Source organism: Methylophaga sp. UBA2012, from assembly GCF_002335235.1.
GTDB classification, from domain to species: domain Bacteria; phylum Pseudomonadota; class Gammaproteobacteria; order Nitrosococcales; family Methylophagaceae; genus Methylophaga; species Methylophaga thalassica.
The window spans coordinates 238,316-263,771 of sequence record NZ_DDCG01000019.1; the positions used below are offsets into that span (position 1 = coordinate 238,316).

26 protein-coding genes are annotated in these 25,456 nt (G+C 43.8%); 21 read left to right on the plus strand and 5 right to left on the minus strand.

Annotated elements, in window-relative coordinates; genetic code table 11:
- Positions 1–112 precede the first annotated feature (112 nt).
- Entirely contained in the window at positions 113–223 is a 111-nt protein-coding gene (locus B2248_RS14800) for a helix-turn-helix domain-containing protein (RefSeq protein WP_414673500.1), read from the minus strand.
- A 442-nt stretch (positions 224–665) separates the two neighbouring features.
- On the opposite strand from B2248_RS14800, the gene B2248_RS14245 reads away from it, so the two are divergent.
- Entirely contained in the window at positions 666–1,217 is a 552-nt protein-coding gene (locus B2248_RS14245; RefSeq protein WP_273180167.1) for a hypothetical protein, read from the plus strand.
- Positions 1,218–1,255: 38 nt separating this feature from the next.
- Positions 1,256–1,798: a cytochrome b gene (locus B2248_RS14250; protein ID WP_273180169.1), complete on the plus strand. Its 543-nt coding sequence runs from the start codon at positions 1,256–1,258 to the stop codon at positions 1,796–1,798.
- 59 nt (positions 1,799–1,857) lie between these two features.
- On the opposite strand, the gene B2248_RS14255 is transcribed toward B2248_RS14250, so the two are convergent.
- The 3 genes from B2248_RS14255 to B2248_RS14265 form a co-directional block, all read right to left on the minus strand.
- Entirely contained in the window at positions 1,858–2,529 is a 672-nt protein-coding gene (locus tag B2248_RS14255; protein WP_273180172.1) for a sulfite exporter TauE/SafE family protein, read from the minus strand.
- A gap of 64 nt (positions 2,530–2,593) precedes the next feature.
- Entirely contained in the window at positions 2,594–3,226 is a 633-nt protein-coding gene (locus B2248_RS14260) for an ANTAR domain-containing response regulator (protein ID WP_273180174.1), read from the minus strand.
- On the minus strand, positions 3,223–4,374 hold the full coding sequence (locus B2248_RS14265; protein ID WP_273180177.1) for a transporter substrate-binding domain-containing protein: 1,152 nt from the start codon (positions 4,372–4,374) through the stop codon (positions 3,223–3,225). The genes B2248_RS14260 and B2248_RS14265 overlap by 4 nt, the downstream gene beginning before the upstream one ends.
- A gap of 515 nt (positions 4,375–4,889) precedes the next feature.
- Between B2248_RS14265 and B2248_RS14270 the strand changes: the two genes are divergently transcribed.
- The 14 genes from B2248_RS14270 to B2248_RS14335 all read left to right on the plus strand — a co-directional run bounded on the left by B2248_RS14270 (position 4,890) and on the right by B2248_RS14335 (position 18,281).
- Positions 4,890–6,122: a transporter substrate-binding domain-containing protein gene (locus B2248_RS14270; protein ID WP_273180180.1), complete on the plus strand. Its 1,233-nt coding sequence runs from the start codon at positions 4,890–4,892 to the stop codon at positions 6,120–6,122.
- Between the two features lie 62 nt (positions 6,123–6,184).
- Positions 6,185–7,078 (plus strand): urea ABC transporter permease subunit UrtB, encoded by an 894-nt coding sequence (urtB, locus tag B2248_RS14275; RefSeq protein WP_273180182.1) that lies wholly within the window; start codon positions 6,185–6,187, stop codon positions 7,076–7,078.
- A complete protein-coding gene (gene urtC / locus B2248_RS14280) occupies positions 7,078–8,184 on the plus strand; it encodes an urea ABC transporter permease subunit UrtC (protein ID WP_273180184.1) in 1,107 nt (368 codons plus the stop codon). Before urtB ends, urtC begins: the two co-directional genes overlap by 1 nt.
- Positions 8,184–8,939 carry an urea ABC transporter ATP-binding protein UrtD gene (gene urtD / locus B2248_RS14285; RefSeq protein WP_273180186.1) on the plus strand — a complete coding sequence of 252 codons (756 nt, stop codon included), beginning with the start codon at positions 8,184–8,186 and terminating at the stop codon, positions 8,937–8,939. Before urtC ends, urtD begins: the two co-directional genes overlap by 1 nt.
- Positions 8,939–9,634: an urea ABC transporter ATP-binding subunit UrtE gene (urtE, locus tag B2248_RS14290; protein WP_007146449.1), complete on the plus strand. Its 696-nt coding sequence runs from the start codon at positions 8,939–8,941 to the stop codon at positions 9,632–9,634. Before urtD ends, urtE begins: the two co-directional genes overlap by 1 nt.
- Before the next feature lie 21 nt (positions 9,635–9,655).
- Positions 9,656–10,102: an urease accessory protein UreE gene (gene ureE, locus B2248_RS14295; protein WP_273180190.1), complete on the plus strand. Its 447-nt coding sequence runs from the start codon at positions 9,656–9,658 to the stop codon at positions 10,100–10,102.
- Positions 10,099–10,806, plus strand: a complete 708-nt coding sequence (locus B2248_RS14300; protein ID WP_273180192.1) for an urease accessory protein UreF — start codon at positions 10,099–10,101, stop codon at positions 10,804–10,806. The genes ureE and B2248_RS14300 overlap by 4 nt, the downstream gene beginning before the upstream one ends.
- A gap of 17 nt (positions 10,807–10,823) precedes the next feature.
- Positions 10,824–11,519, plus strand: coding sequence for an urease subunit beta (locus B2248_RS14305; protein WP_273180195.1), 696 nt, complete (start codon positions 10,824–10,826; stop codon positions 11,517–11,519).
- A gap of 2 nt (positions 11,520–11,521) precedes the next feature.
- Positions 11,522–13,234: an urease subunit alpha gene (gene ureC, locus B2248_RS14310; RefSeq protein ID WP_273180198.1), complete on the plus strand. Its 1,713-nt coding sequence runs from the start codon at positions 11,522–11,524 to the stop codon at positions 13,232–13,234.
- Positions 13,231–13,878 (plus strand): urease accessory protein UreG, encoded by a 648-nt coding sequence (gene ureG, locus B2248_RS14315; protein ID WP_273180200.1) that lies wholly within the window; start codon positions 13,231–13,233, stop codon positions 13,876–13,878. The genes ureC and ureG overlap by 4 nt, the downstream gene beginning before the upstream one ends.
- Positions 13,879–13,886: 8 nt before the next feature.
- Positions 13,887–14,801, plus strand: coding sequence for an urease accessory protein UreD (locus B2248_RS14320; RefSeq protein ID WP_273180201.1), 915 nt, complete (start codon positions 13,887–13,889; stop codon positions 14,799–14,801).
- A gap of 388 nt (positions 14,802–15,189) precedes the next feature.
- The gene (locus B2248_RS14325) at positions 15,190–15,579 is read left to right on the plus strand and encodes a cation-transporting P-type ATPase (protein ID WP_273180202.1); all 390 of its coding nucleotides are present in this window, start codon (positions 15,190–15,192) and stop codon (positions 15,577–15,579) included.
- Positions 15,542–17,899, plus strand: a complete 2,358-nt coding sequence (locus B2248_RS14330; protein WP_273180204.1) for an HAD-IC family P-type ATPase — start codon at positions 15,542–15,544, stop codon at positions 17,897–17,899. Before B2248_RS14325 ends, B2248_RS14330 begins: the two co-directional genes overlap by 38 nt.
- Positions 17,900–17,945: 46 nt before the next feature.
- Positions 17,946–18,281: a hypothetical protein gene (locus B2248_RS14335; RefSeq protein ID WP_273180205.1), complete on the plus strand. Its 336-nt coding sequence runs from the start codon at positions 17,946–17,948 to the stop codon at positions 18,279–18,281.
- Positions 18,282–18,695: 414 nt separating this feature from the next.
- Here the strand turns inward: B2248_RS14335 and B2248_RS14340 are convergent, their stop codons facing one another.
- The gene (locus B2248_RS14340; protein WP_007146440.1) at positions 18,696–19,319 is read right to left on the minus strand and encodes an arylesterase; all 624 of its coding nucleotides are present in this window, start codon (positions 19,317–19,319) and stop codon (positions 18,696–18,698) included.
- A 23-nt stretch (positions 19,320–19,342) separates the two neighbouring features.
- Between B2248_RS14340 and B2248_RS14345 the strand changes: the two genes are divergently transcribed.
- The 5 genes from B2248_RS14345 to B2248_RS14365 all read left to right on the plus strand — a co-directional run bounded on the left by B2248_RS14345 (position 19,343) and on the right by B2248_RS14365 (position 25,388).
- Complete coding sequence (locus B2248_RS14345; RefSeq protein WP_273180207.1) at positions 19,343–20,023, plus strand: ABC transporter ATP-binding protein; 681 nt, start codon at positions 19,343–19,345, stop codon at positions 20,021–20,023.
- On the plus strand, positions 20,023–22,482 hold the full coding sequence (locus tag B2248_RS14350; protein ID WP_273180209.1) for an ABC transporter permease: 2,460 nt from the start codon (positions 20,023–20,025) through the stop codon (positions 22,480–22,482). Before B2248_RS14345 ends, B2248_RS14350 begins: the two co-directional genes overlap by 1 nt.
- Positions 22,483–22,754: 272 nt before the next feature.
- A complete protein-coding gene (locus B2248_RS14355) occupies positions 22,755–23,663 on the plus strand; it encodes a hypothetical protein (protein WP_273180211.1) in 909 nt (302 codons plus the stop codon).
- A 76-nt stretch (positions 23,664–23,739) separates the two neighbouring features.
- The gene (locus B2248_RS14360; RefSeq protein WP_273180213.1) at positions 23,740–24,531 is read left to right on the plus strand and encodes an AbiJ-NTD4 domain-containing protein; all 792 of its coding nucleotides are present in this window, start codon (positions 23,740–23,742) and stop codon (positions 24,529–24,531) included.
- 86 nt (positions 24,532–24,617) lie between these two features.
- Entirely contained in the window at positions 24,618–25,388 is a 771-nt protein-coding gene (locus B2248_RS14365) for a hypothetical protein (RefSeq protein ID WP_273180214.1), read from the plus strand.
- The last annotated feature ends 68 nt before the right edge of the window (positions 25,389–25,456 follow it).

A 25,456-nucleotide genomic window follows, 5' to 3' on the forward strand; every position in this document is an offset into this window, starting at 1 on the left:
TAAAATGATGAGTAAGGCTCGAGATAAGCTTTATCGAAACTAGATAGCCTAATTAACCTTTCTAGGTTATTGATTACCTAGATGCTCATTTTTATTATCAATTAAACCTAAGTCACGTAAATATTTTAAAAGTTCGACTAACATGTACTGGTGAGATGGCGAGTGCATCACCGATCAAGCTTTGATTGATTGGTAAATGAAAATCACATTCACAAAGTCCCAATCGCGTTTTAATTTCAATGAAAAAGTGGGCTAAACGTTCGGCGGCATTACGTCTGCCAATATTGACGATTCTCTCTATGAGTATGGCTTGCTCTCTAGCTATTACGACATGTTTGATTAACTATTAAGCTCAAGGGCGCGCTAAAAATATGTCTATTTATATGCGTCGTCTTTAACAATTGTTAACGCTTCGAAGAAAAGTTAAATATCAGGAAATTATGATGTATGGAATTCTCTAATAGATTCCATATCACGTAATTACCTTTGTTACGCTTGTTTGAACCATCGTAAATTCTCTATGTCACTAAACTGATGGTGTGGGGTTAATCACCTTCGCACTATCTAATAGATTGAAAGTAAAGCTGAAAAGATAAAACTATTCGGTTTGCTTCCAAATTAAGAGAGAGAAATTCTATTCACTATAACAAGAGGAAGAGTGTTGCATGTCTAATGAAAACAACAAGACTTCACTGCCGCACTGGGCAAGTATCCTCGGTGTTGTCGCCATTATGCTGGGTGTGTTTTTAACGGCTGTTCAGGGTAATGAGGCGATGAAACAAGCCGTGGTGACGAGTAATATGCCGGCGGATGGCGTGATGCCAGCGGCTGACTGTCCAGAGGAAGAACTGGAAGAGGAGGGGATCACAGTAGCTGAATGTGAATACCTGATTGAGCATGTTAAAGGCGTAGCGCTCGCTGCACCTGACTGGTTCCCTAATGTACAAATGACCTTGGCGGGTATCGGGGCTGTGTTGGCGTTTATCTCAGTGATTATCGGCGGAGCATTGGTAAATTACACACCATGGGCATCAAAAGCGGCAGTTGTCGTCTTTAGTGGTCTCGCCGCCGTTGATTTATTACAGTTTGCTGCTGTGGTGAATACCGGCCCAACTCTGAGAGAAATTTATCTGGGCGGTATTTTGCTCTGGTTCATTCTGCATTTGATGTTAGTCGTGGGCACATTAGCTGGCAGACACAGAGAAGCTAGTGCCTAATCTCCTACAATTGCAACGAAATATAAACGGAAGCTGTTATGCAAAGACAAGGTTTTAGTAGAACGGCGGTAATCCTGCATTGGTTGCTGGCTGTTTCAATTTTCTTTTTATTTATCTCAAGCTGGTGGATGATGGGCTTACCTTTGCCATCACCCGAATTACAATTTCGGGCATTTCCTTTCCAGCTACATAAAAATATTGGTATCACTTTGGTGATAATCATTCTGATGCTGCTTTATGTTCGTCTCAGACACCGGCCTGCGCCACCAGATTCAAGCGATATGGCGCCATGGATGCACTGGTTAGCGGTGGCGGCCCATGTCGCAGTCTATGGTTTGGTTTTAGCCGTGTGTATCACAGGCTATCTGTCATCAGCCCATACCCGTTGGGATACCGTATTCTGGTGGACGATTGAGTTTCCACGTATTGCTGCGCCCAGTGAAGAGCTGAACGAGTTCTGGGGTGAGCTGCATATGTGGACGGCATGGGCGCTGCTGGGCATTATTGCAGTGCATGTCAGTGGCGCAATTTATCATGCCTTCCGTAATGATGGCATTGTGAGACGTATGATGCGTTGGTAATCGTCGACGTGTTTCAAGAAACGAAATGGGGCCTTACCGGCCCCATTTTTATTGTGGTGTTAAAAAGTCCCTTTTAGCCAGACAAAGCCCAGTAAAGCTGTTGCCAATCCTAAAATACCTTTGGCATAACGGAACAGCGTTTCACTTCGGTCATACAAAAGTGATTGAGTAAATCCTAATAGTAAACCAAAGCACAACATGCTCAGTAATACCCCGATTGAAAACAGGACGACATATAAAATGCCAAGACTGGAAGACTTGGCGATGAGTGCTGGCAAAACGGCCAGCAATGGGCCACTACCTGCAACCCCATGCACAATGCCAACGGATACGGGCAAGTGAGAGCGATGAGGTTTGGAGACTTCAACGATATGAGTGTGCTTGGTGCCATCGGCATGCTGATGAGTCGTTATCTTCAATCCAGCGTTCGGATGAATGAATCGATAAGCTAAAAATAAACCAACAGAGAGTAAAAGCACGCCAATAAATCGTTCAGCCCATAGACTGGCTTGTTCACTCAGATGCCAGTCAAAAACGATAAATAAAATCGCCAGTAACAACACGGTTGCCCCATGACCCAGCGCCCAGCGTCCACAAAAGAAGGCTATTTGGCGAGGTGAGGAGCGCTTCGCTGAAAGGCTAGTCACAGCCATAATATGATCCGCATCAAAGGCATGTAACATGCCTAAACTGAGGCCGGTAAACATAAGTATTAGAGTAGAAATATCCATTAATTTTTACCTATTATGTTTGACTAAAATCAAACTGAAATAAGAGAAGCCTGTTAATAGCTGTTTATGTTTTTTCATTGGAAAATGATTGTTTTGCAATAATTTCTTTTGCTAACTCACCTACTGGCATACGTTGTTCCATAGCCTGTTTTCGTAATAATTTATAGGCTTCTTCAAGACTAATATTTTGTTTTTCACTGATAAAATGCTTGGCGTTTTCAATATGCTGACTGGCATTGAGTTTGGATTCCAGGTTACGTATTGTCTTTAACATAGACCGCGTCTGTTTAAACTCTTGCAAACTCAGTAGTAAGTTACTGAGTACACCCAAAGGGTGAAATGGAAGACCAATAATCGCTTGCGCATTCAAACTTAATGAATATTGCAAAACCAGTGGGTTTTCATAGTCCACCACCAACACTAAAGCGGCCGGTGGGTTGCTGACATCCCAGTGAAAGTCATAATTATTCTCAATAATAGGGGTAAGCCCCAGCATCACGACCTGATAATTGGCTGAAAAGTCCTCAGGTGGTGGCCACTCTGTTTTTAGTGGAAAGCCAATGCGTCGGATCTGTTGTTCGATTTTTTTACGATTCTCACCTTCTGGCATGATCAGTAATATTTCATGCTGGCGTAAGTTTTTAACTAAGGTGGAGAGCTCCAGAGGCTGCTGAACAGCGGTTAAGCGTTTACTCATAACGACTCTCTGCTGGCTGTTTCCAGAGGGCTCGTCGAATATGAGACTAAGTAGGGATCAGGTTTCAACGCTGTGTCAGAAGTCACTAATATATCGAATTGACCTTGTTGATTAACCCGACCTATTCGTGACCATAAAAAACAATGATTATTATCAGGATCAATTTTTACCGGACCCTGCGGTGCAGAATGTCGAATATCGGCTATTTTTTCCATCACCTTATCAGCATGGAATGACTCGGCCAGTTTGACGGCTTTGATTGCCAGATGTACCTGAAAATACGCGGCTTCCCAGCACATTGTCGTCACTTCATCCTGACCATAGGTGGCCTTATATTCCTTGACTATTTCCTGGTTTATCGGGGTTTCAACTGACTGGAAATAAGGCGCGGCGGTGTAGTGTCCAAAACCTGCTTTAATACCCATTGCCTGAATTTCTGTTTCGGTCGTTGTCAGACTGGCAATAGGAATAGGTTTATCGGCATTTAATTCCAGCATCGCTTGATAGAAATACTCAATGCTTTTGCCGACAAAGTTAGAGAAGACAAACTCAGGATGTTGTGAACTGACGTGTTTAGCTACCTCATAGACAGCTTCTTTGTTGGTTTCTAATGGCAGGAACATTTCTGATATGACGTCACCATCTGATGTTTCGATGAGTTCACGCATGATGCGGTTAATCTCACGAGGCCAGATATAATCAGAGCCAACCATACAGACACGCTTGCCGACGTTTTGAAGCATATATCGGGCAAGCTGAACACAGCCCTGATTTGGTGCTGCACCGGTATAAACGACATTCGGTGCATACTCAAATCCCTCATATTGCGTTGGGTAAAAAAGTAAGACATCGTAACGTCCGATAACAGGTAGCATGGCTTTACGGCTAGCGGATGTATAACCACCGAAGATGAGTTTGACGTTATCTTCAACGATTAACTTTTGTGCGAGCGGACCATAATTTTCTGGAACAGATTGAGGATCAACACAAATAGGATGGAGTTGCTGACCATTAATGCCACCCTGACGATTGATCCTATCAATTGCCAGCAGGGTTGCCCTGAGCATGGTCTGTTCTGGATTAGCTGTGACACCTGTCTGAGAAAAAATGACACCAACAGGGATTTCAGCGGGATACGTATTAGACATTAAAAACCTCATGTAATACCAGGCATAGAGCCACAAATGTTATTCATTCTGCGTTTTTGCAGAAGCTATACCCTGAAGTCGGGTAGATAAACAATAATGATAATGAGTTTCTAAATGTCTATATTCAGTGGACCATACCGTTTTGATGTTGTCAATTAGCTTAATGGATATAAAAAAAACGGTTTTTAATGACACACAAAAATGGTGCGATGTTTATGTGATTTGCACCAAAGTTAAACAAAGTTCATCCAAAAATAAAAAGCGATTTTTGTAAGTTATTGTTTATTTTGTTATATTTTTCTTTGGCATAAATTGTGCGTAAACCCTAAATGAGGACTGATAGTTATTCTGCATGAGATAACTGCCCGCAAAAGCGCGTTCAGTTATATATTCATCATCCAGAATCTCCAAAAGCGGAGTGTGATTATCTGTCTCTAAATGTCATGTTATTTTTCGAGCGAAAGGGCTCCCTAATTTATTAGGGGGCCCTTTTTGCGTTTTAAGGGGAAGCATTAATGAAATTACTAAAAAATATTAAGGCAACTATTGCAGTTGTTGCCTTCAGTCTCCCGTTTATGGGGCAAGCGAGTGCGGCTGATGAAATTAAAGTGGGCGTACTTTTTTCACTAACGGGTGGCTTGTCTATTGTAGAAAAGTCTTTGTCGGATGCCACCTTAATGGCAATTGATGAAATCAATGCCAATGGTGGTGTTGACGGTAAGATGATCAAACCCATCGTAGAAGATGGCGCGAGTGATCCTAAAACATTTAATGAAAAAGCAAGCAAACTGGTGATTCGTGATCGTGTCGTCACCGTCTTTGGTGGTTACACTTCAGCTAGTCGTAAAGCGATGCTACCTGTTATCGAAAAACGTAAAAATCTATTGTTTTATCCTACTTTTTACGAAGGATATGAGTGCTCAAAAAATGTCATTTATACCGGCTCTGTTCCTAACCAGCAGTTGAATAATTACATTCCTTATTTGGTTAATAAGTTAGGTAAGAAGAAGTTCTTCATTGTTGGCTCTAACTACTTATTTCCAAAAGAAATGGCAAAAGTGGCTAAAAAGTTAATTGAAGCTAATGGTGCTGAATGGGTGGCAGATGAATACCTGGAACTAGGTCATTCTGAATGGGGCTCAATGGTCAAAAAAATCAAAGACAGTGGTGCGGATGTTGTGCTGTCGAATGTGGTAGGTGACTCAGTCATTTCTTTCTATCGTGAATATTTCAACCAGGGTATTTCACAAAAAGATATTCCTATTGCTTCAACTGTGACCTCTGAAATTGAGGTGGCAGCATTAGGTGGTAAATATGCTGCCGGTAGTTATACCTCATTCCCTTATTTCCAAGCTATTGATACCAAAGAAAATCACGATTTCATCAAACGTTATCGTGCTTATGTTAACGATCCGAATGCTGTCACACACGTCACCATGGTTGCAGCATATGAGAGTGTTTACGAGTGGGCTAAAGCGGTAGAAAAATCGGGTAAAACCAAACCACTAGACATCATGGAAGCGGCAAAAGGGGTATCTATAGATGGACCGATGGGCGTGATGACTGTAAGCCCTGAAAACCTTCATAACTCTATGACGCCTCGTATTGCTCAATGGCAAGAAGATGGTCAGGGCAAAATCGTCGATGAATACGATGTTCCAGTACAGCCGTTGCCTTATTCCGCCTATGGTGAAACAGCTGACAATCTGTTCTGCACAGCGTCCGGTTTGGACAGTTCTAAATTGTAATTATCTAATCCTTACGGCCTGTCACCTCAGGGTGAACAGGCCGTTAAGAGGAGAATTTTAATATGTTAGATACTGTATTCATTGGGCTAAGTATTGGTTCTATCTTGCTTTTAGTCGCATTAGGTTTATCCATAGTCTATGGCTCGATGGGAGTCATTAATATGGCTCACGGCGAATTAGTCATGATGGGTGCCTATACCACAGTCATGGCTCAAACCTATTTAGGCTTTAACCTGTTTGCATCTATTCCCCTGGCTTTTATCGTCTGTGCTGGTTTGGGTTTACTCATCGAAAGGTTGGTTATTCGGCGCTTATATAACCGGCTGTTTGATACTTTGCTGGCGACATGGGGCGTAGCTATTTTACTGCAGCAAGCTATTCGTCTTGAATTTGGTTTGTCTTTTTTCGGCATTCATATTGAGGGTCTCGGACCTGGACTGCAGTCTGTGACTTTGCCAGAGATCATGACAGAGTCATTTACTGTAGGTGAGTTTGTGATTCAGCCATATAGAACATTCATCATTTTAGTGTCTGCACTATTGGCAGTACTGACTTGGTTTCTTATGTATCGCACACGAATTGGGCAGCAAGTAAGAGCAATCATGCGTAATCCTGATATGGCAGCGGCCTGTGGCATCGATGTCAAAAAAGTGAACGCCTTAACCTTTGCTTATGGCGCAGGTTTGGCTGGTGTCGCTGGTGTCATGATGTCTGGCTTTAAAACGGTTATGCCAGATATGGGTAGCTCGCTGGTTGTTGATGGTTTTTTAGTAGTCGTGGTCGGCGGCGTTGGTAGTTTAGTTGGTTCGATTGTCGCCTCTGGCATTCTTGGTCAGTTAAATGGCGTTGTTGCCTTCTTTAGTAACGATATTATTGCTCGGGCAGTTGTTTTTGCTGCTGTTATCGCCATCATTATCTGGCGTCCCCGTGGCTTATTTAACTACAAGGGGCGTTAATGATGAAATTGACATATTCACACCTGAAAATAATGGTTTACGCCATATTTATCGCGATGATCCTGTCTTTACCTTTATTTTTAGATGAGTTCTGGCTAAACCGGACGGCAAAATATTTAATTTACGGCATGTTAGGTGTCGCCATTTCTTTGAGTTGGGGCTATGCCGGCATTCTGAATTTAGGGCAGGGCCTGTTCTTTGGTGCTGGTGCTTACATGCTGGGCATGAGTCTGAAATTAGCTAGTCCTACCAGCCTTGAACAAGGTGGGCAGACGCCGATTCCTGACTTTATGATGTGGAATGCAGAGCCTAATGCGGTGGTTGATCTTTGCTGCATCAATCATGTCTCATTCTTATGGATGCCATTTCAATCACAAAGTTTTGGCATCTTTATGGCCATTGCCTTACCAGTGCTGATTGCCTGGCTGATAGGCACAATCATTTTCCGTAAAGGCATCGCTGGTGTTTTCATTTCGATCATTACATTAGCGATGGTGTTATTGGCTCGCCTGTTAGTCGTTGATGCACAGTCTTTCACTGGCGGTTTTAACGGCTTAACGGATCTGGCCTGGTTTAAGATAAACGGCTATGAGTTTGATCCCTATACGGTCAGTACTTATTACCTGGTTGCCATATCACTGGTGATTGTCTTACTTATCACTCGAGTGTTAATTAACAGTCGGGCAGGCCTCATATTACAAGCCATTCGCGATGATCAGAATCGGGCTAAATACCTGGGTTTTGATGCTGCATCGTATCAGACCTTTTTCTTCTGCGTGTCAGCGGCGATCTCTGGATTTGCCGGCATGTTGTATGTCATTACCGCAGAGTTTGCCTCGCCGACATTTATGGATTTGTCGTTCAGTATTGCCATTGTCATTTGGGCTGCAGTGGGTGGTCGTGCCTCTATTTTAGGTGCCTGTATAGGTGCTATTTCTATCTCGATGTTAGGTGCCTCAGTGAGTGAAAACGAACTGTTTGTAGAATCGTGGCAAGCCATTCTGGGCTTATTTTTTGTTTTGGTGGTGTTGTATATGCCAAAAGGCTTGGCCGGTATTGCCCATGGTATTTGTAGAAAACTGACTGTAAATCGGGGAGAAGGCTGATGAAAGCTAAAAATCGTGATCTTTATATCGATGGTTTAGGGGTTAACTTCAGTGGTTTTCAGGCAGTAAATAACTTCAGCATGGTCGTAAAACACGGTGAAATGCGTGTGCTTTTAGGCGCTAATGGTGCAGGTAAAACGACTTTGATGGATATGATTTGCGGTAAAACCCAGTCAACGGCGGGCAGAATTTTTCTTGGTGATAAGGAGATCACCAATAAACCGCCACATTTAATTGCCCGGATGGGGATAGGACGTAAATTTCAGATCCCCAGTGTTTTTAAAGAGCTTTCTGTCTTGCAGAATCTGTCGGTGGCAGCGATGCAGGAAAGTACGGTACTTGCCAACTTAGGCTCAATGAAAAGACGAGTCGATCATGAGCGTATGAAAGAGGTGATGTCGATGACTAATCTCGAAAATAAGGCTCATGAGCTGGCCGAAAATCTCTCTCATGGGGAAACACAGTGGCTTGAACTTGCCATGTTGATTATTCGTAAGCCTCAAGTGATTCTGCTTGATGAGCCTACAGCCGGTATGACAGCCGATGAAACGCTAAAAACCTCTCGGATTATGAATAATCTGAAAGGCCAACATACGATTATTGCTGTTGAGCATGATATGGCCTTCGTTCGTGAAATTGCTGACAAAATTACCGTTATGCACCAAGGTGAGTTTCTGGCAGAAGGCCACATCAGCGATATAGAAAATAACCAGGCAGTCAAAGATGCCTACCTGGGAAGTGGGGGCATTCACTAATGTTAACGTTGCAATCAGTAAACAGTTTTTATGGTGGCAGCCATATTCTGCACGATATTGATTTCAGCCTGGAAACGGGCAAGATTTTATCGGTATTAGGTCGTAATGGTGTTGGCAAAAGTACTTTGCTGAAAACACTGATGGGGTTGACCAGTTCTATGACCGGTAAGCTGACACTTAATGAGATTGAGCTGGGTGATCAGACAACCTTCTATCGGGCACGATCAGGTATGGGGTATGTACCTCAAGGTCGTGAAATCATTCCTGACTTTTCGGTGAAGGAAAACATTTTGATGGGACGTTTTGCCGATCAATCCAGTAAGGCAGAGATTCCGGATATTGTGCCAGAGCTATTCCCTTATTTAATGGATAACTTGGATAGGGCAGGTGGATTGTTATCTGGTGGCCAACAGCAGCAGTTAGCTATTGCCAGAGCCATTGCTACCAATCCTCAGGTGTTATTACTGGATGAGCCTACCGAGGGTATTCAACCCAATATCGTTGAGCAAATAGAAGACTGCATTCTCAGACTTAATAAGGAGCTGAACTTAACCATTATTCTTGTCGAGCAGAATATTCGTTTTGCGAAGAGGGCTTCTGATGAGTTTCTTATATTGGATAACGGACGTCTTGTTCATCAAGGCAACGGTAATGAGTTGACCGATGAACTGGCTAATCAGTATTTGACCATATAACGCGATTGTGAGGATAAATATATGCTTGTGTTAAATGACATTATCGGCAGTGTTAATGACGATGAAATTGCTGAAAAACTTCACCATCTTGGACATCATGACCGTATAGAGTTCATTCGAATGAATGTGGCTGATACTGCACGTAGTCGGCAAAAAGTGACGACGGATAAAGGCACACCGTGTGGTATAGCCTTATCTCGCGATAAGCGCCTGTATAACGGGGCTGTATTATTAATGGATGAGCAGCGGGCCGTGGTGCTACGGGTCAATGAAGAAGAGTGGCTTCGACTTTCACCTGTCAGTACCGATGCGGCGCTAGAGTTGGGCTATAACGCGGGTAATTTGCATTGGCGAATTCGGTTTGATGGCCCTGATCTGCTGGTGGCACTGGAAGGACCTGCACAACGTTATATCGACAGGCTTAGCGGGCTGATTGATGCCAATCGTGTAACTGTCGTTCAACCTTGACTACAACTGTACCAGAAGAAATGACCACTTCAGCATTAGCTATGTTGAGCATGATGCAGTTTGGAGATAGCCAATTTCCAAGTGGCAGCTTTGCTTTCTCAAATGGCCTAGAGACCTTATTCAACGACAATAAGATCAAAGGTCCAGAGCAAATATATGACTTGATTGAAGTGCAGCTTAAGGGGCGTTGGAACAGTTTAGATCGCGTCGCCTTATGCCACGTCTATCGGCAAGCAGAGAATCTGGATGCTATCAACGCGATTGATAATGAAGTTGAAGCCTTAAGTCTTTCTGCTGGTTTAAGAACAGGATCGAAACGGAATGGGGCAGCATTATTAGGTATCCATGCACGTTTAGGCACAACCTTGAGTGCGGAATATCGTCAACGTGTTATGGAAAAAAAAGCACCCGGTCATATTCCCGTGGTCCAGGGTTTAGTGTTTCGTCAGTGTGGATTAACGGAGCTGCAGGCACAGATAGCAAGTGCCCATGGCTTATGCAATGACATGCTGGGCGCCTGTATGCGACTGGGTAAATTAGGTCATATTCATGCTCAGTTGATACGACAAAAACTGTCTTCTGTTATTGCCACACTTCTCGAACAGCCTGTTTCAGATGAACAACTTATGCATAGCTATGTGCCATTAACTGAAATTGCGGCAATGCGTCATGAAGTCAGTGACCAACGGCTATTTGCCAATTAACTATTTAAGGAGAAATTATGTATTTAACTCCATCAGAACTTGAACGTTTAACTATCTATACCGCAGCAAAACTGGCACAAGAGCGGCGTGAGAGAGGGTTAAAACTGAATTATCCGGAGGCCACGGCATTAATCGTTAATGAAGTGCTTGAAGGCGCACGCGATGGTCGTACTGTGGCAGAGCTGATTAGTTTTGGCAGCACGATTCTGAGTACCGATGATGTGCTCCCAGGGGTCAGTGACATGATGCACATGTTGCAAGTGGAAGGTGTTTTTCCAGATGGTTCTAAATTAGTCACCATACATGATCCTATCCGTTCAGGAGATCAAGTGGTGCCTGACTATCCTATTCCTGGCGAGCTATTCCCAGCAGAAGGTGAAATTGAGCTGAATGCTAACCGTGAAAAACGCACTATCCGGGTGGCGAATACTGGTGACAGACCTGTACAGATTGGCAGTCATTACCACTTTTTTGAGGCGAATAAAGCCTTGGAATTCGATCGCGAAGCTGCGTTTGGGATGCGTTTGGATATCCCCGCTGGCACAGCCGTAAGGTTTGAGCCGGGTCAGGAAAAAGAATGCATTTTATGTGAGTTTGGTGGCGAAAAAGCACTGTATGGCCTTAATGGACTGACCAATGGTTTAGCTGATGATGAGGCAGTGAAACAAGCTGCATTGAACAAAGCCAAGCAAGAAAACTATTTAGGAGCATAACGATGGCAATAATGAGTCGTAAAGAATATGCAGAAATGTATGGGCCAACTACCGGTGATGGTATCCGCCTTGGTGATACCAATTTAATCGCTGAAGTGGAGTACGATTTCACCGTGTATGGCGATGAGTGTCTTCATGGCGGTGGCAAAACACTGCGTGATGGCATGGGGATGACATCAGGGCTAGGTAGTGAAGATGGCACATTAGATATGCTGCTATGTAATGCCCTGGTAATCGATCCTGTCATTGGCATTGTCAAAGGCGATGTCGGTATTAAAGATGGCAAGATAGTGGGTATCGGTAAAGCCGGTAATCCAGCCATTATGGATGGAGTAGATTACAGCTTATTAGTGGGGCAATCGACCACAGTAAGAGATGCCGAAGGGCTGATTGCCACACCGGGTGGCATTGATGTGCACGTCCATTTTGATAGTGCTCAGTTATGTGACCATGCCATTGCTGCAGGCATTACTACCTTATTCGGTGGATCGTTGGGACCTATCACGGTGGGTATTGATTGTGGTGGGGTATTTAACGTTGGAAAAATGTTACAGGCAGCAGAGGACTTCCCCGTTAATTTTGGTTTTCTGGGAAGAGGTAACTCATGTAAACCTGAGTCTTTATATGAACAGATTGAAGGTGGTTGTGTTGGCCTGAAAATCCATGAAGACTGGGGCGCCATGCCTGCTGTCATTGATACCTGTCTTAATGTCGCTGATGAACTGGACTTTCAGGTTCAAATCCACACCGATACCTTGAATGAAAGTGGCTTTTTAGAAAATACATTAGCGTCTATCAAAGGCCGAACCATCCATATGTATCACACTGAAGGCGCTGGCGGAGGTCATGCACCGGATATTATTTCTGTTGCAGGTGAGGCCAATTGTTTGCCTTCATCAACTAACCCAACTAATCCGTTTACTCACAATACATTTGATGAGCATCTGGATATGACCATGGTCTGTCATCATCTTAGTCCAGCTATTCCAGAGGATGTCGCCTTTGCCGAAAGTCGGATTCGGGCTCAAACCATTGCTGCTGAAGATATTCTGCACGATATTGGCGCTATTTCGATGTTAGGCTCAGATAGTCAGGGTATGGGACGAATCAATGAAGTGATTACCCGAACCTGGCAATTAGCCAGCAAAATGAAAGATCAACGCGGCAGGCTGGAGACAGAAAAATCACGTATTGGTGATAACGAACGCATCAAACGTTATATCGCTAAATATACGATTAATGCAGCGAAAAGTTTTGGTGTGGCTGAACATATTGGCTCGTTGGAGCCCGGCAAAATGGCGGATGTTGTTCTTTGGCGACCAGCCATGTTTGGGGTTAAACCTGAAATCATCGTGAAAGGTGGCTTTATTGCTTACGGTGCAATGGGGGATAGTGCAGCGTCATTAATGACCTGTGAGCCAATCATAATGCGTCCTCAATGGGGGGCTTTTGGGGTTGCCAAACAAAAACTGAGTGCCAATTTTGTGAATCCGCTGGCCATTGAAAAAGGATTAGCTGAGAAGTTGGAGTTGAAAAAAAACTTGCTCCCAGCCACTGGTACACGAAATCTCACAAAAAAAGACATGCTGCATAACGATGCTTGTCCTGACATGTATGTTGATCCACAGACTTTCGATGTTTATATCAATGGTGAGCTGGCTTATTGCGAACCCTCTACCGAACTTCCATTAACACAGAGGTATATCCTGCGATGAATGCATCTTTTGATTTAAATGTATTAGCTGGTCCAGCCAGAGTAGGTATTGGTGGTCCTGTTGGCTCTGGTAAGACAGCATTAATTGAAAAGCTTATTCCGGCATTTCAGGAACGTCAGATTGAAATTGGCATTATTACTAATGATCTTGTGACCAAAGAAGATGCTGAGAGGTTGAGAAAAAGTGGCTTGATTGAGCCTGAACGGGTCATGGCTGTTGAGGCGGGAGCTTGTCCTCACACTGTCATTCGAGAAGACCCGACATTGAATATAGAAGCAGCAGAACAGATGGCAATTCAGTTTCCCGAAATCGAGTTAATTCTGATTGAAAGTGGGGGTGACAATTTGGCTTCTACTTTCTCTTTGGATCTGGTTGACCAGTGGATGTTTGTGATCGATGTGGCTGGTGGTGATGATATACCGCGTAAAAAAGGGCCTGGCGTTTTACAAAGCGATCTCTTGATTATTAATAAAAAAGATCTCGCGCCCTATGTTGGTGTCGATTTTGACGCTATGTATTCTGAAGCAAAAAATGTTCGTGAAAACAGGCCCGTTGTCGCTATAAACAGCCGCTCAGGGGAAGGTGTTGAGCAAGTGGTTGATTATATCGTTTCCAATTTATTGTTTAATAAAGCAATGTCATAGGTAGAAATATGCGAAACGCAGATTTTTCATCTTTAAACAGTCCTCCTGTCACGCCGATTGGTCTTAATACTATGCAGTCGCGTAAGGCACGTGCAGAGCTCAGGTTTACAAAGAATACTTCGGGTAAAACCTTTATTTCTCATCAACGTGCAGAGCATCCCTTTCATATCACGCGACCTTATCATTACGAGCGAGATCCGGAAGGTATGGTCACACTTTATCTGCAATCATCATCTGGTGGTATTTACCGCGGTGATGACTTAAGTATGGACGTGACTCTGGAAGAGCGGGCACAGCTACATCTGACGACACAAGCTAATACGATTGTGCATAACACACGAGGCATTAAAGCGCGTCAGTCTGTTGATATCGTGCTGGGAAAGGGAAGTTATTGCGAATATATTCCAGATCCCACTGTATTATTCAGCGGTGCTGCTTTTTGCTCCAATATTCAGATTAAACTGGAAGAAGGCGCGAAAATTCTATTTACGGATAGTTTTATGTGGCATGACCCGAGTCACAGACTGGTAACAGAACGAGGAGAACATGCCTTTGCTGGATATGATGGCAATATAAAGATCGTTGACCAGCATAAGAATTTATTAGTTCTGGAGCGCTTTCGACTGGAAGGAAAAGATGTGCTCCAACATAACTGCGCCATTCATGATTGTTTTCGCGCACAAGGTTCACTGTTCATGATCGACCAATCTTCATCATTAAATCCTGTACTTGAAGCAATACGGGAAGGTTTAGCTCATTTTAATGATATATATGCTGGTGCATCTGAATTACCTAATAATAGCGGCATTATTATTCGTTTTCTGGCGAAAGATGGTATAGCGCTTCAGAAAGCGCTGAATAGTAGCTGGACTATAGTACGAGAGCATATAACCGGCATCATTCCAAAGTTAAGACGCAAATAGTTTGGAGTGCTAATCGTTTGAATATCAACACCAATATGATGGTGGTGTTTTGTACTGCTTTTTCCGGTAAGAATAATACGAGGTATAGTGCTAAAGGCTTTTACTGAGACGAATGAAATAGTACTGAGCGTTACAAGAAGCTGTCATGATTTTTGATCTATGGAATAAAACAAAGTCGTGTTAAGGCATGAACGTATACTAAAGTTATTTGAAAAGCATTTTAGTGGCAAAAAAAACACGGGTCTGTTTTTGTTCCTGCAACATCAGGGGATTCTCTTTGAATCATGGAGTTGACTTGAGGATTAGATGAGGTTGATACCAAGGTCAGTAAATTCAGGATTAAATTTGCTCGGATCACAGAGAGACGGATGATGTGAGGCACTTGAGTATGAATACATCAAAAAAAAGCGTTTCAGCATGGCATACCTTGAGTGTCGAGTCTTTATTTGAAACAGTCAATAGTTCAGCGACGGGATTGAAGCAGCAAGAGGCTGAAGAGCGTCTCAAACGCTATGGGAAAAATAGCCTGCCCAAAGCAAAAAAACGCAGTGCTTTTATCCGATTTCTGAGTCATTTTCATAACATCCTTATTTATGTTTTGCTGGGTTCTGCTGTGATTACGGCAGCCCTTGCGCACTGGATTGATACGGCTGTGATCCTTGCTGTTGTGATGGCTAATGCCATTATTAGCTTTATTCAGGAGGGTAAAGCAGAATCGGCCATGGGGGCGGATTCAACAGATGCTGGCACCCATTGCTCATGTCATACGCGATGCTGAGCGAGTCAGTATTGACGGCGAAGAGCTGGTGCCGGGGGATATTGTCTTGATTGAAGCCGGTGATAAAGTGCCTGCTGATTTACGCTTGTTTGATGCACATGGATTATCCATACAAGAATCGATTTTGACGGGGGAATCGGTGGCGGTAGAGAAACTGACCAGCCCTGTTGATGAGCAAGCGGCGTTGGGTGACCGAACGTGTATGGCATTTTCTGGGACATTGTTGTCCTCTGGTCAGGGAAAAGGGATTGTAGTTGCTACGGGTGGCAACACTGAGATTGGCCGTATTAGTAGTTTGCTTTCAGAGGTGGAAACGCTAACGACGCCACTTATCAGACAGATGAACGTGTTTGCTAAATGGTTAACACTGGTTATTTTAGTGCTTGCTTCAATATTGCTGGTGTTTGGCTATTTCTCCGCTCAGCATGATTTTGCCGAGATGTTTATGTCTGTCGTGGGCTTGTCTGTAGCGGCTATCCCAGAAGGTTTACCCGCGGTGCTCACCATCACGCTGGCCATTGGTGTGCAGGCCATGGCCAGACGTCAGGCCATCGTTCGTCGCTTACCTGCGATTGAAACACTAGGATCGGTGTCAGTGATTTGTTCTGATAAAACCGGCACACTCACACGTAATGAAATGATGGTGGCCTCCGTTCTGACAAAGCAACATCTGTTTACGATAGAAGGCGAAGGCTATAGACCAAAAGGGGCGTTGAAGTTAAACGAGCAGCAGATTTCGCCATCAGAGCACAGTGTATTAGAGGAAATGGCCCGAGCAGCGATACTGTGTAATGACGCGTCATTAATAGAAAGAGAAGGTGTATGGCGAACCGAAGGTGATCCCATGGAAGGGGCTTTACTTTCTTTTTCAGCCAAGATGAATGTGGAGGCTCGAACTGAGCTGGCTTTATGGAAACGAACTGATGCCATTCCCTTTGATGCCCGTCACCGTTATATGGCAACCTTGAGTCATGATCACCAACATCATGCCTGTATTTTTGTAAAAGGTGCACCAGAACGCATTCTGGAAATGTGTGATAGTCAGCGCAATGCTAGCGGACAAAACGAAGCTTTAGACAGGGAACATTGGCAGCAAAAAATGTTGACGATGGCGGCAAAAGGCCAGCGTCTTTTAGCTTTTGCTATGAAGCCTGTTGATGCGAATTACACTGTGCTGGAACAGGATGACCTTCATCATTCGCTGATTTTGTTGGGTATAGTTGGTCTGATTGATCCTCCCCGCTCAGAAGCAATAAAGGCTGTGGCTGAATGTCATGAGGCTGGTATCAGAGTGAAAATGATCACGGGTGATCATGCTCAAACAGCCGCGGCTATTGCCAAACAAATTGGCTTGAAGAATTCACAAAATGTGCTGACCGGCAAGGAGCTGGACGGCTTGGATGAGCAACAGTTAAAAGCCCAGGTGCTTGAATGTGATATTTTCGCCAGAACCAGCCCTGAACATAAGTTACGCTTGGTGACGGCAATACAGGCACATGGTCTGACAGTGGCGATGACGGGGGACGGTGTAAATGATGCACCGGCTCTTAAACGTGCTGATGCCGGTATTGCCATGGGCCTTAAAGGTTCTGAAGCCGCAAAAGAAGCAGCCGAGCTGGTACTGGCAGACGATAATTTTGCCACGATTGTCTCAGCCGTCCGCGAAGGACGCACTGTCTATGACAATTTGAAAAAGATTATTAGCTGGACCTTACCGACCAATGCGGGCGAAGCCATGACAATCATTGTGGCTCTGCTGTTTGGTATGACATTACCTATTACACCGGTTCAGATTCTTTGGGTTAACCTCATAACAGCAGTAACTTTGGGGATTGCACTGGCTTTTGAACCGACAGAAGAAAATACCATGCGCCGGCCGCCACGTTCACGTAATGAGTCTTTATTAAGCGTCGAACTGATGTGGCATATTGTCTTGGTCTCTATGCTTTTTTTATCTGGTGTATACGGTATTTATCACTATGCTATTAATCAGGGCTACTCGGTTGAACTTGCCCGTACATTGGCCGTCAATACGCTGGTGGTGATGGAAATTTTCCACTTATTTTTTATTCGAAATATTCATGGCACATCAATCACCTGGAAAGCGATCTGTGGCACAAAAGTTATCTGGCGTGTCGTTTTCGTGATTAGCTGTGCACAGTTTGCCATTACTTACCTGCCGTGGCTTCAGGCCATTTTTGGCACTGAAAGTATTGCTTTCTGGGATGGCATTCTTGTGGTTGGTATTGGAGTGATGCTATTTGTTGTGATTGAAATGGAAAAACAACTGCGGCTTCTTGTGGGACGGGGCAGAGCATAAAAGAATTTACCTTGATCATTCATTAAAATGGACGTTGGGGTGATAAATGTTTGAACGATGGAAGAAGAAAATCGAGCTTAGAAATGAGCGAGATAAGAACGGTCTTCGATTTCTCGGTGCAGAAATTCAGCCTAATGGCGATCTGGTTTTTAATGGTCAAGACATAGGGCCAGGTGTTGAAAAGGTGTTAGGTTCGTCTGAATATGAGTGGTATTGGACGGTAAAAGCAGAGCATATTTCGAGCTTACAACAAGCACTTGGTGGCGGCCATATAATTACATTACTCGAAACCCATTTTAGTGGTGAAAAAGCGGCTGGTCTGATGCCGTTTATGGAAGCGCACAACATCCCATTCGAATCATGGTACCGGCAGGGCGATTAGCATATAACCATATAGGATATAAGTCGGGTTTAGTCTTGGTGATGTGATATGCCATAAAGAGATGGGAAATCAGTAAATAAACTATCGCTTATTGATAATTGAGCCCATACTGGGCGTCTATGTACCAACATTGATTGGCATTGATGTTTCTACCTAGAACATGCCCTCAAATTAGCCAACAAGCTCTTGAGGTTAATGCATTCACCCAAAGGGAAATATCATGAGTAAAGGTCAGGACACTAAAAAGGACAAGAAAAAGGCACCGTTGCTAACACCGAAAGAAAAGAAAGCAGCAAAAAAAGCCAAGCAAACGGACAAGAATGTTTTTGGACATTAATCAAAAAAGGCTACTCATAAATTGAGTAGCCTTTTTTCTGCCATCACTTATGACAACCGTCGGTGATAACACTGTTTTTATTTAGATTCTTCCAAAAGTGGCAACAACACCGGCTTAATATTCTGTAACACAACCGGTTGTCCCTCTTTGTTTGGATGTAGGCCATCGGCTTGCATCAACGCTTTATTGAGTGCGACACCTTTAAGCATAAAGGGCACATACGCCAGCTGATATTCCTCGGCCAACTCTTTGTATAAATTAAAAAACATTTCGGTATAACGTTTGCCGTAATTCTGTGGAATCTGGTTGCCCAGCAATAGCACTTTGGCGTCAGCCTGATGTGCTTGTTCAATCATGGTTTCAAGATTGTTTTTGGTTTGAGTAAGTGGATAGCCTCGCAAGGCATCATTGGCACCTAGTTCTATGATCACCCAGCTGGGTTTATGTTCTGACAACAGTTGTTTAAAGCGGGCTAAACCGCCCTGCGTGGTTTCACCACTGACGCTGGCATTCACAACAGTGATTTCTGGATGGGACTTTGATAGTTGATTTTCCAGTAAACTAACCCAACCTAATTCTGGTCGTAGGTTATGAGCAGCACTCAGGCTGTCTCCCATAACTAGCAATGTCGATGCTGATACTGCGTTGCTCATCAATAAACTGATGAGTAACACAAACCAATATTGTCTTTTTAGAAACATACAAACCTTCAAGAGTGGAAAACATGGCAGTTACAACTGCAATCAAAGTAACAAATTTAACCCATACGGTATCGGCAAATACAGGCGATTTGACCATATTAAAAGGAATTAGTTTAGATATTAATGAGGGTGAGTCAGTCGCCATTGTGGGAGCATCTGGTTCAGGTAAGTCGACCTTACTGGGCTTACTGGCAGGTTTAGATGTGAACACGTCTGGCGAGATTTATCTTTACGACCATGCTTTCTCAGCCATGGATGAAGAACAACGTGCCTTACTTCGTGGGCAATATGTTGGCTTTATCTTTCAGTCGTTTCACTTGTTACCGAGTTTGCAGGCGGTTGAAAATGTGATGTTACCAGCGGAGTTAAAAGGCGATAAAGACGCTCGTCAAAAGGCAGAAGCTTTATTGGAAAAAGTAGGGCTGTCACATCGTTTAACGCACTATCCAAACCAGTTATCTGGTGGTGAGCAGCAACGTGTTGCCATTGCCAGAGCGTTTGCCTCCAGCCCGAAAATTCTGTTTGCTGATGAACCTACCGGCAATCTGGATGAAGGTAATGGTCGAATTATTATCGAGCAGCTTTTTGAGATGAATAAAGAGCAGGGCACCACACTGGTGATGGTGACGCATGACAACCATCTGGCAGAAAAATGTGATCGTCAACTCGTAATGTCCGCGGGTCAGCTGGTGGAAAAAAACTAATGCAATTTGCCTTACGATTACTGCTGCGTGATATCCGTAGTGGCGATATTCTAACGCTGATTTTTGCGTTGATTATTTCGGTGAGTACGGTCACCGCAATTAGTTTATTTATTGATCGCTTACAACTGTCATTTGAAAGCGAGTCAGCCAACTTAATGGCGGCAGATCGCTTGATTAGCTCTGATGATGCGATATCTGACAACTGGCAAACACAAGCGGATGAGCTGGGGCTGAAACAGGCTCAACGCACTTCATTCCGTACCATGATATTTGCCGGTGATAATTTACAGCTAAGTCAGGTCAGTGCGGTGACAGCACTTTATCCTCTCAAAGGTGTTTATCTGGTTGACGATACCTTGTTCGGTACCGGGCATGAATATACTCAGCCACCACAGCCGGGGAAAATATGGCTGTCTTCACGCCTTGCTAGTTTATTAGGCGTCAATATTGGCGACCAAGTTGAGGTGGGCGAGACAAGCTTAACCGTCAGTCACTTTCTGGTCAGAGATCCCAATGCCAGTAGTTCGGCGTTTGCTATATCACCTCGTGCGGTGATTAATATGGCAGATCTGGCGGCAACACAAGTCATTATTCCTGGTAGTCGGGTGCGTTACAGCCTGCTACTCGCCGGTGATAAGGAGTTATTAGAACAGTATGAAACCTGGGTAACGCCACAGCTTAATGATGGTCAACGCTGGCGGACGCCAACACAAAAAGGTGAGCGTATAGGTGACACCATTGGTAAAGCACAATCCTTTTTATTATTAGCTGGAACACTCGCGGTTATCCTGTCTGGGATTGCCATGGCTTTAGCCTCATCACGTTTTGTGAAACGACACTTGATGCAGGTCGCTGTGTTAAAAACATTAGGCGCAACACCGAAAAAGTTGGTGCAGGTGTTCCTTATTCAGTTTATTGCTCTGTTTGTGATCGGAGCTGGCATTGGTCTGGCTGCTGGCTGGGGATTACAACTGATTATTTCATCGATGCTGGCGGGGCTAATGTCGACCGCCTTGCCAGAACCTTCATTAAGTCGTTTATGGTTGGGGGTAGCGACAGGGCTGGTTTCTATGCTGGCATTTTGTTTTCCATTGATGCAGCGTCTGATTAAGGTGTCACCGATGTCAGTGTTGCAGCCAGGTTTTAAAGTAGAACAAAACACGGTCATTATTTATGGCATTGGTTTTGTCGGTATGTTTGGTTTGATGTGCCTGTATACAGGCGGCTTAATTCTTCCGAGCATTATGATGTTAGCCATTGTTGGTATTGGTCTCTTAGTCGCCTTACTGGGTTATAGCGTATTTAGCTTCGGCCGTTCTCTCACCTCGGGCGCGACCAGTGGTTGGCAGATAGGCTTTGCTGCTTTATATCGTCGATTGTTGCCCAACTTATTTCAGTTATTGGTGTTTACGCTGATCATTATGCTGGGGCTGATATTAGTCGGCGTGAAATCAAACCTGATCTCAGACTGGCAACAGCAATTGCCGGCAGATGCACCTAATCATTATTTGTTCAATGTTCAGGCCAACCAGATTGAGCCGATAGATAACATCACTGATTCATTGAACATTAAACGTTCAGACTGGTACCCCATGATTCGCGGTCGTGTCACCACTATCAATGATACTGCGGTGCAAACGCTTTACCCTGAAGATAAACCTGAGCCCGAATTGTTTGAACGTGAATTAAATCTGACATGGTCTGAAGAAGTCGGTAAAGGTAGCAAATTGATTGACGGTGACTTTAATGCGAATGGCCTGTCTATCGAGCAAAGGGTGATGCAAGAAGCGAATTTGAAAATGGGCGACATGATCACCATTAATATTGGTGGTAATGACGTTACCTTACCTATCACCTCAGTACGAGAGGTTGACTGGGGCTCAATGCAGCCTAATTTCTATTTGATTTTGCCAAAACAAGCTCTAGCAGACTATCCCGCTAACTTTGTCAGCAGTGTGTTTATCAGCCAGAAAAATGCACAACCGTTTTATAAGGCCATGTCTCAATTCCCTACGGTCTCGATGTTGAATGTCGGTGATTTACTAAAACAAGTGCAAACGGTAATCGGGCAATTATCACAGGCGATTCAGCTGGTGTTGCTGTGCATATTAAGTGCTGGTGCGTTGGTATTACTGGCAAGCGTACGCTCAACATTAGAAGAGCGTCTGGAAGAGGGGGCTTTATTACGTGTGCTGGGTGCTAAAAAATCCTTGGTACAACAAGCCTTATTTGTCGAGTTTGGTGCACTGGGATTATTCTCAGGACTGATTGCTGCCGCAGGCGCCGAAGCCTGCCTGTATGGTTTACAGGTATTTGTCTTTAAAGCAGAAGCAAGTTGGCATCCTTTGTTGTGGAGTTTAGGGCCATTAATTGGTGTAGTCGTTATTTCAGCAATCGGTTTATTTGCCAGCAGAAAAGTATCCAGCGTGCCACCGATGCATTTATTACGAGAAGTGTAATTAAACCTAAGCAAAGTTAGATTGGTGATAGCGACACTGACGAGTTCATGCATATAAACCAGTATCTGAAGATACTAAAGGACTGGCACTATTTTTCGCGCCCAGTTCAAGACAGTGGCCTCATAATCCCATAGATAAGAAATTACTTCCATTAATAATCAATATGTTAAAGTCATCGGAAAGGAATTATAAGGCGGCCTGTTTAATATTTATTATGAGGCCGGTGGCCTTTTAAAAGACACTGTTAGCTCCTACTACAAGCAAAGGGACTCATGGGAAAAAGCACATACCAGTTTGATAGATGGAAACCGAGAGCAAAGAGCTCTTGGGCGTGGCGAGTATTTAAAAAGCACAATATTGAATTTCAAAGAATGTACACGTCCTTTGATAACGGCAGAAAATACACATATCAAAATCTAGGAAAAAATGGTGCTCAAAAAAACGATGTGCCAGATAAGCATTTCAAGTTTGGTCACCCATGGGAGTCCAAAAACTTCAGTGATCTAGAAGACTGGATATCAGCATTCAATGATCTTGAAAATTGGATGAATTTAAATGCTCTTGTGGCCATTTTGTCTAACCTAGAAACGTATATTGCTACAATAGTCCCGCTGGCTCTGGAGTCTGATATCGGAACTATATATGGCGTACCTCACAGAATAGATGGAATAGAGATATTAAAGCACGGTAAGGATAAGCCATTTGATTTTAACGATATTGTTACATCGTGTACAAAAGGTACCTGGGATAGTCGAATCTCAGCATATGAGCGTGCGTTTGGAAGAGTCCCTAAATATCTAAAGAACCATGTTTCCGAATTGGATTTGATGAGGAACCTAAGAAATAACGTAGCGCACGCTTTTGGTAGAGAGATAGAAGCTGCTAGAGTCAGTGGCAATATTAAAACAATCCCTATCGAAAGGCTTTCGCGAGATCGCCTGTTAAAATATCAAGCAGTGGTCTGGAAGGTTACCAAATCAATCGATACACACTTACATAATTTCCATATAGGCGAGTACCAAGCAATTCTTTTCTACCATAATTTGTACCCATCACTTAATCACAATGTGCATCAGAGTATGAGAGCGGTAGAGCTAAAGAAAAAAATTGGGCAATTTGGCATCGAGTCTCAAGGTAAAGAATTTTGCAAGGGTTTGGTCGCATACTATGAGTCAATCTGAGCTAACAAGCGCGTCAATTAGGACGCTCGCAAGCTCGCGCCTATTACGCGGGCGTTATACATGAGGAAATCTACCCATGAATGAAGACTCGCGGTTCTCAACTCGTCATGGGTTCAGGGAGGTCAATGAGGCTGAGATTACTGTTCGTTATGACGCACCACACGAGCTGCGTGGAGTAATAGTTGATCTCGCATATGAAAGTGGACTTCGCCCTAAAACACTCAGAACTTTGGTTTGCAGAATCTTACGGAAGCGACCAGACTCAAACAACTGGTCAGAATATCCAAATATTGACGAAGAGAATCGGCAGCTTATTGATAATGCTGAATGGTACAAAGTTTACGATCTTATAGAGGCAATTGCTGAACAGGCCCATGATCAAGAGAAGTTTGAGAGCGAGATAAATATCTATTTCATTGAAGAGGGTATTGGCTGGAAGCTATCTGATTGCGAACTTGAAGCGCGAAACCCTGAAGTTTTAGAGCAAACTATTCGTTCTGCAACAATTACTCTACAGCGCGCTGGCAGCCAGACTGCTCGCGGTGAACTTCACGAAGCTTTAGTCGACTTATCCCGCCGGCCAGCAGCAGACATCACTGGATCGATCCAACATTCAATGGCGGCGCTCGAATGTGTTGCTCGTGATGTTGTTGGCGATCATAAAGCGACCTTGGGGGAGCTGTTAAAAAGGTATCCTGATCTTGTTCTTCCTCCTTTGAACCAATCTATAGAGAAATTATGGGGGTTTGCATCTGAATATGGTCGCCATATCAGAGAAGGTCGAGAACCCGATTTTGCTGAAGCTCAGCTAGTTGTTGGTGTTTGTGCAGCAGCAGTTACTTACCTCATTGGAAAGAAAAATGTATAACAAAGCCATTAAATTCGCTCCCTGCGGTCGCCGGACGCTCGTTCCTCGCGCTCTTTATGGCGGGCGTTAGCTATTGGAGGGCGTTGGTGGAAACGATTGAAGAAAAAATTGATAGGTTTCGAACCTATAACAGGGCAATGATTGCTGCTGCTTTCTCTAAACCAAACCGTCGTCGCCAAGGGCTTCCAGCAAAACTTCTGCTTTGCTCAGTTTTTGATTCCCTTTCGATTGCCGCTTTTCCTAATGAGACTTGTGTGGGAAAGCGCTATCGACAAACCGTATCGGCGCACTCTGGCTGGACATATCATGACAGGGTCAGTTTGTTGCAGCTTTGCGGCGTTCTGAATGGCCTCTCTCAAGTACCTAGTTCTTTCTCAGATCTTAACGATTGGGCTCAATCTGAGAAGCACAAGAGATTTGCTATTTCGAACAGTCGGTTGTCAAGCCATAAAGAACTAGAAACAGACCCGACACTTCAGGAGGTTCTTGCTGAGTGGCCGTGCAAGAGTAATGGTCAACCAGAAAAACTCGATGGGAAATTTCTACCATCCAGATTCACGCATAAAAATCTGCTTTGGATGTATCGGAACAAACTGGCTCACGAGTTCAGGTTGCCTGGCGCAGGGGCAGAGTCCCCTTTCAGAATAGAGTTTTCTCCTTACTATCAAGAGGTTTCAACGATATCCGATATAGACCCTGTGAGTGGTTTAATTTTAAGCAAGCGATGGGAGCTAGTCTACCCAACCGGTTTTTTTGTTCAGATTGCAAAGAGTAGCCTCGAAAGTATTTGCTCAGATTACCGTATTAGCGGTTCAAGCCCATTTCTAAGTTATCAAGAGGGCAGCTCGTGGCTATAAGACCAAAGGTCCCAGGCAAATTATCTAAAAATCAATAGGGTCAGAATCAATAGGGTCAGAGTCTGTAC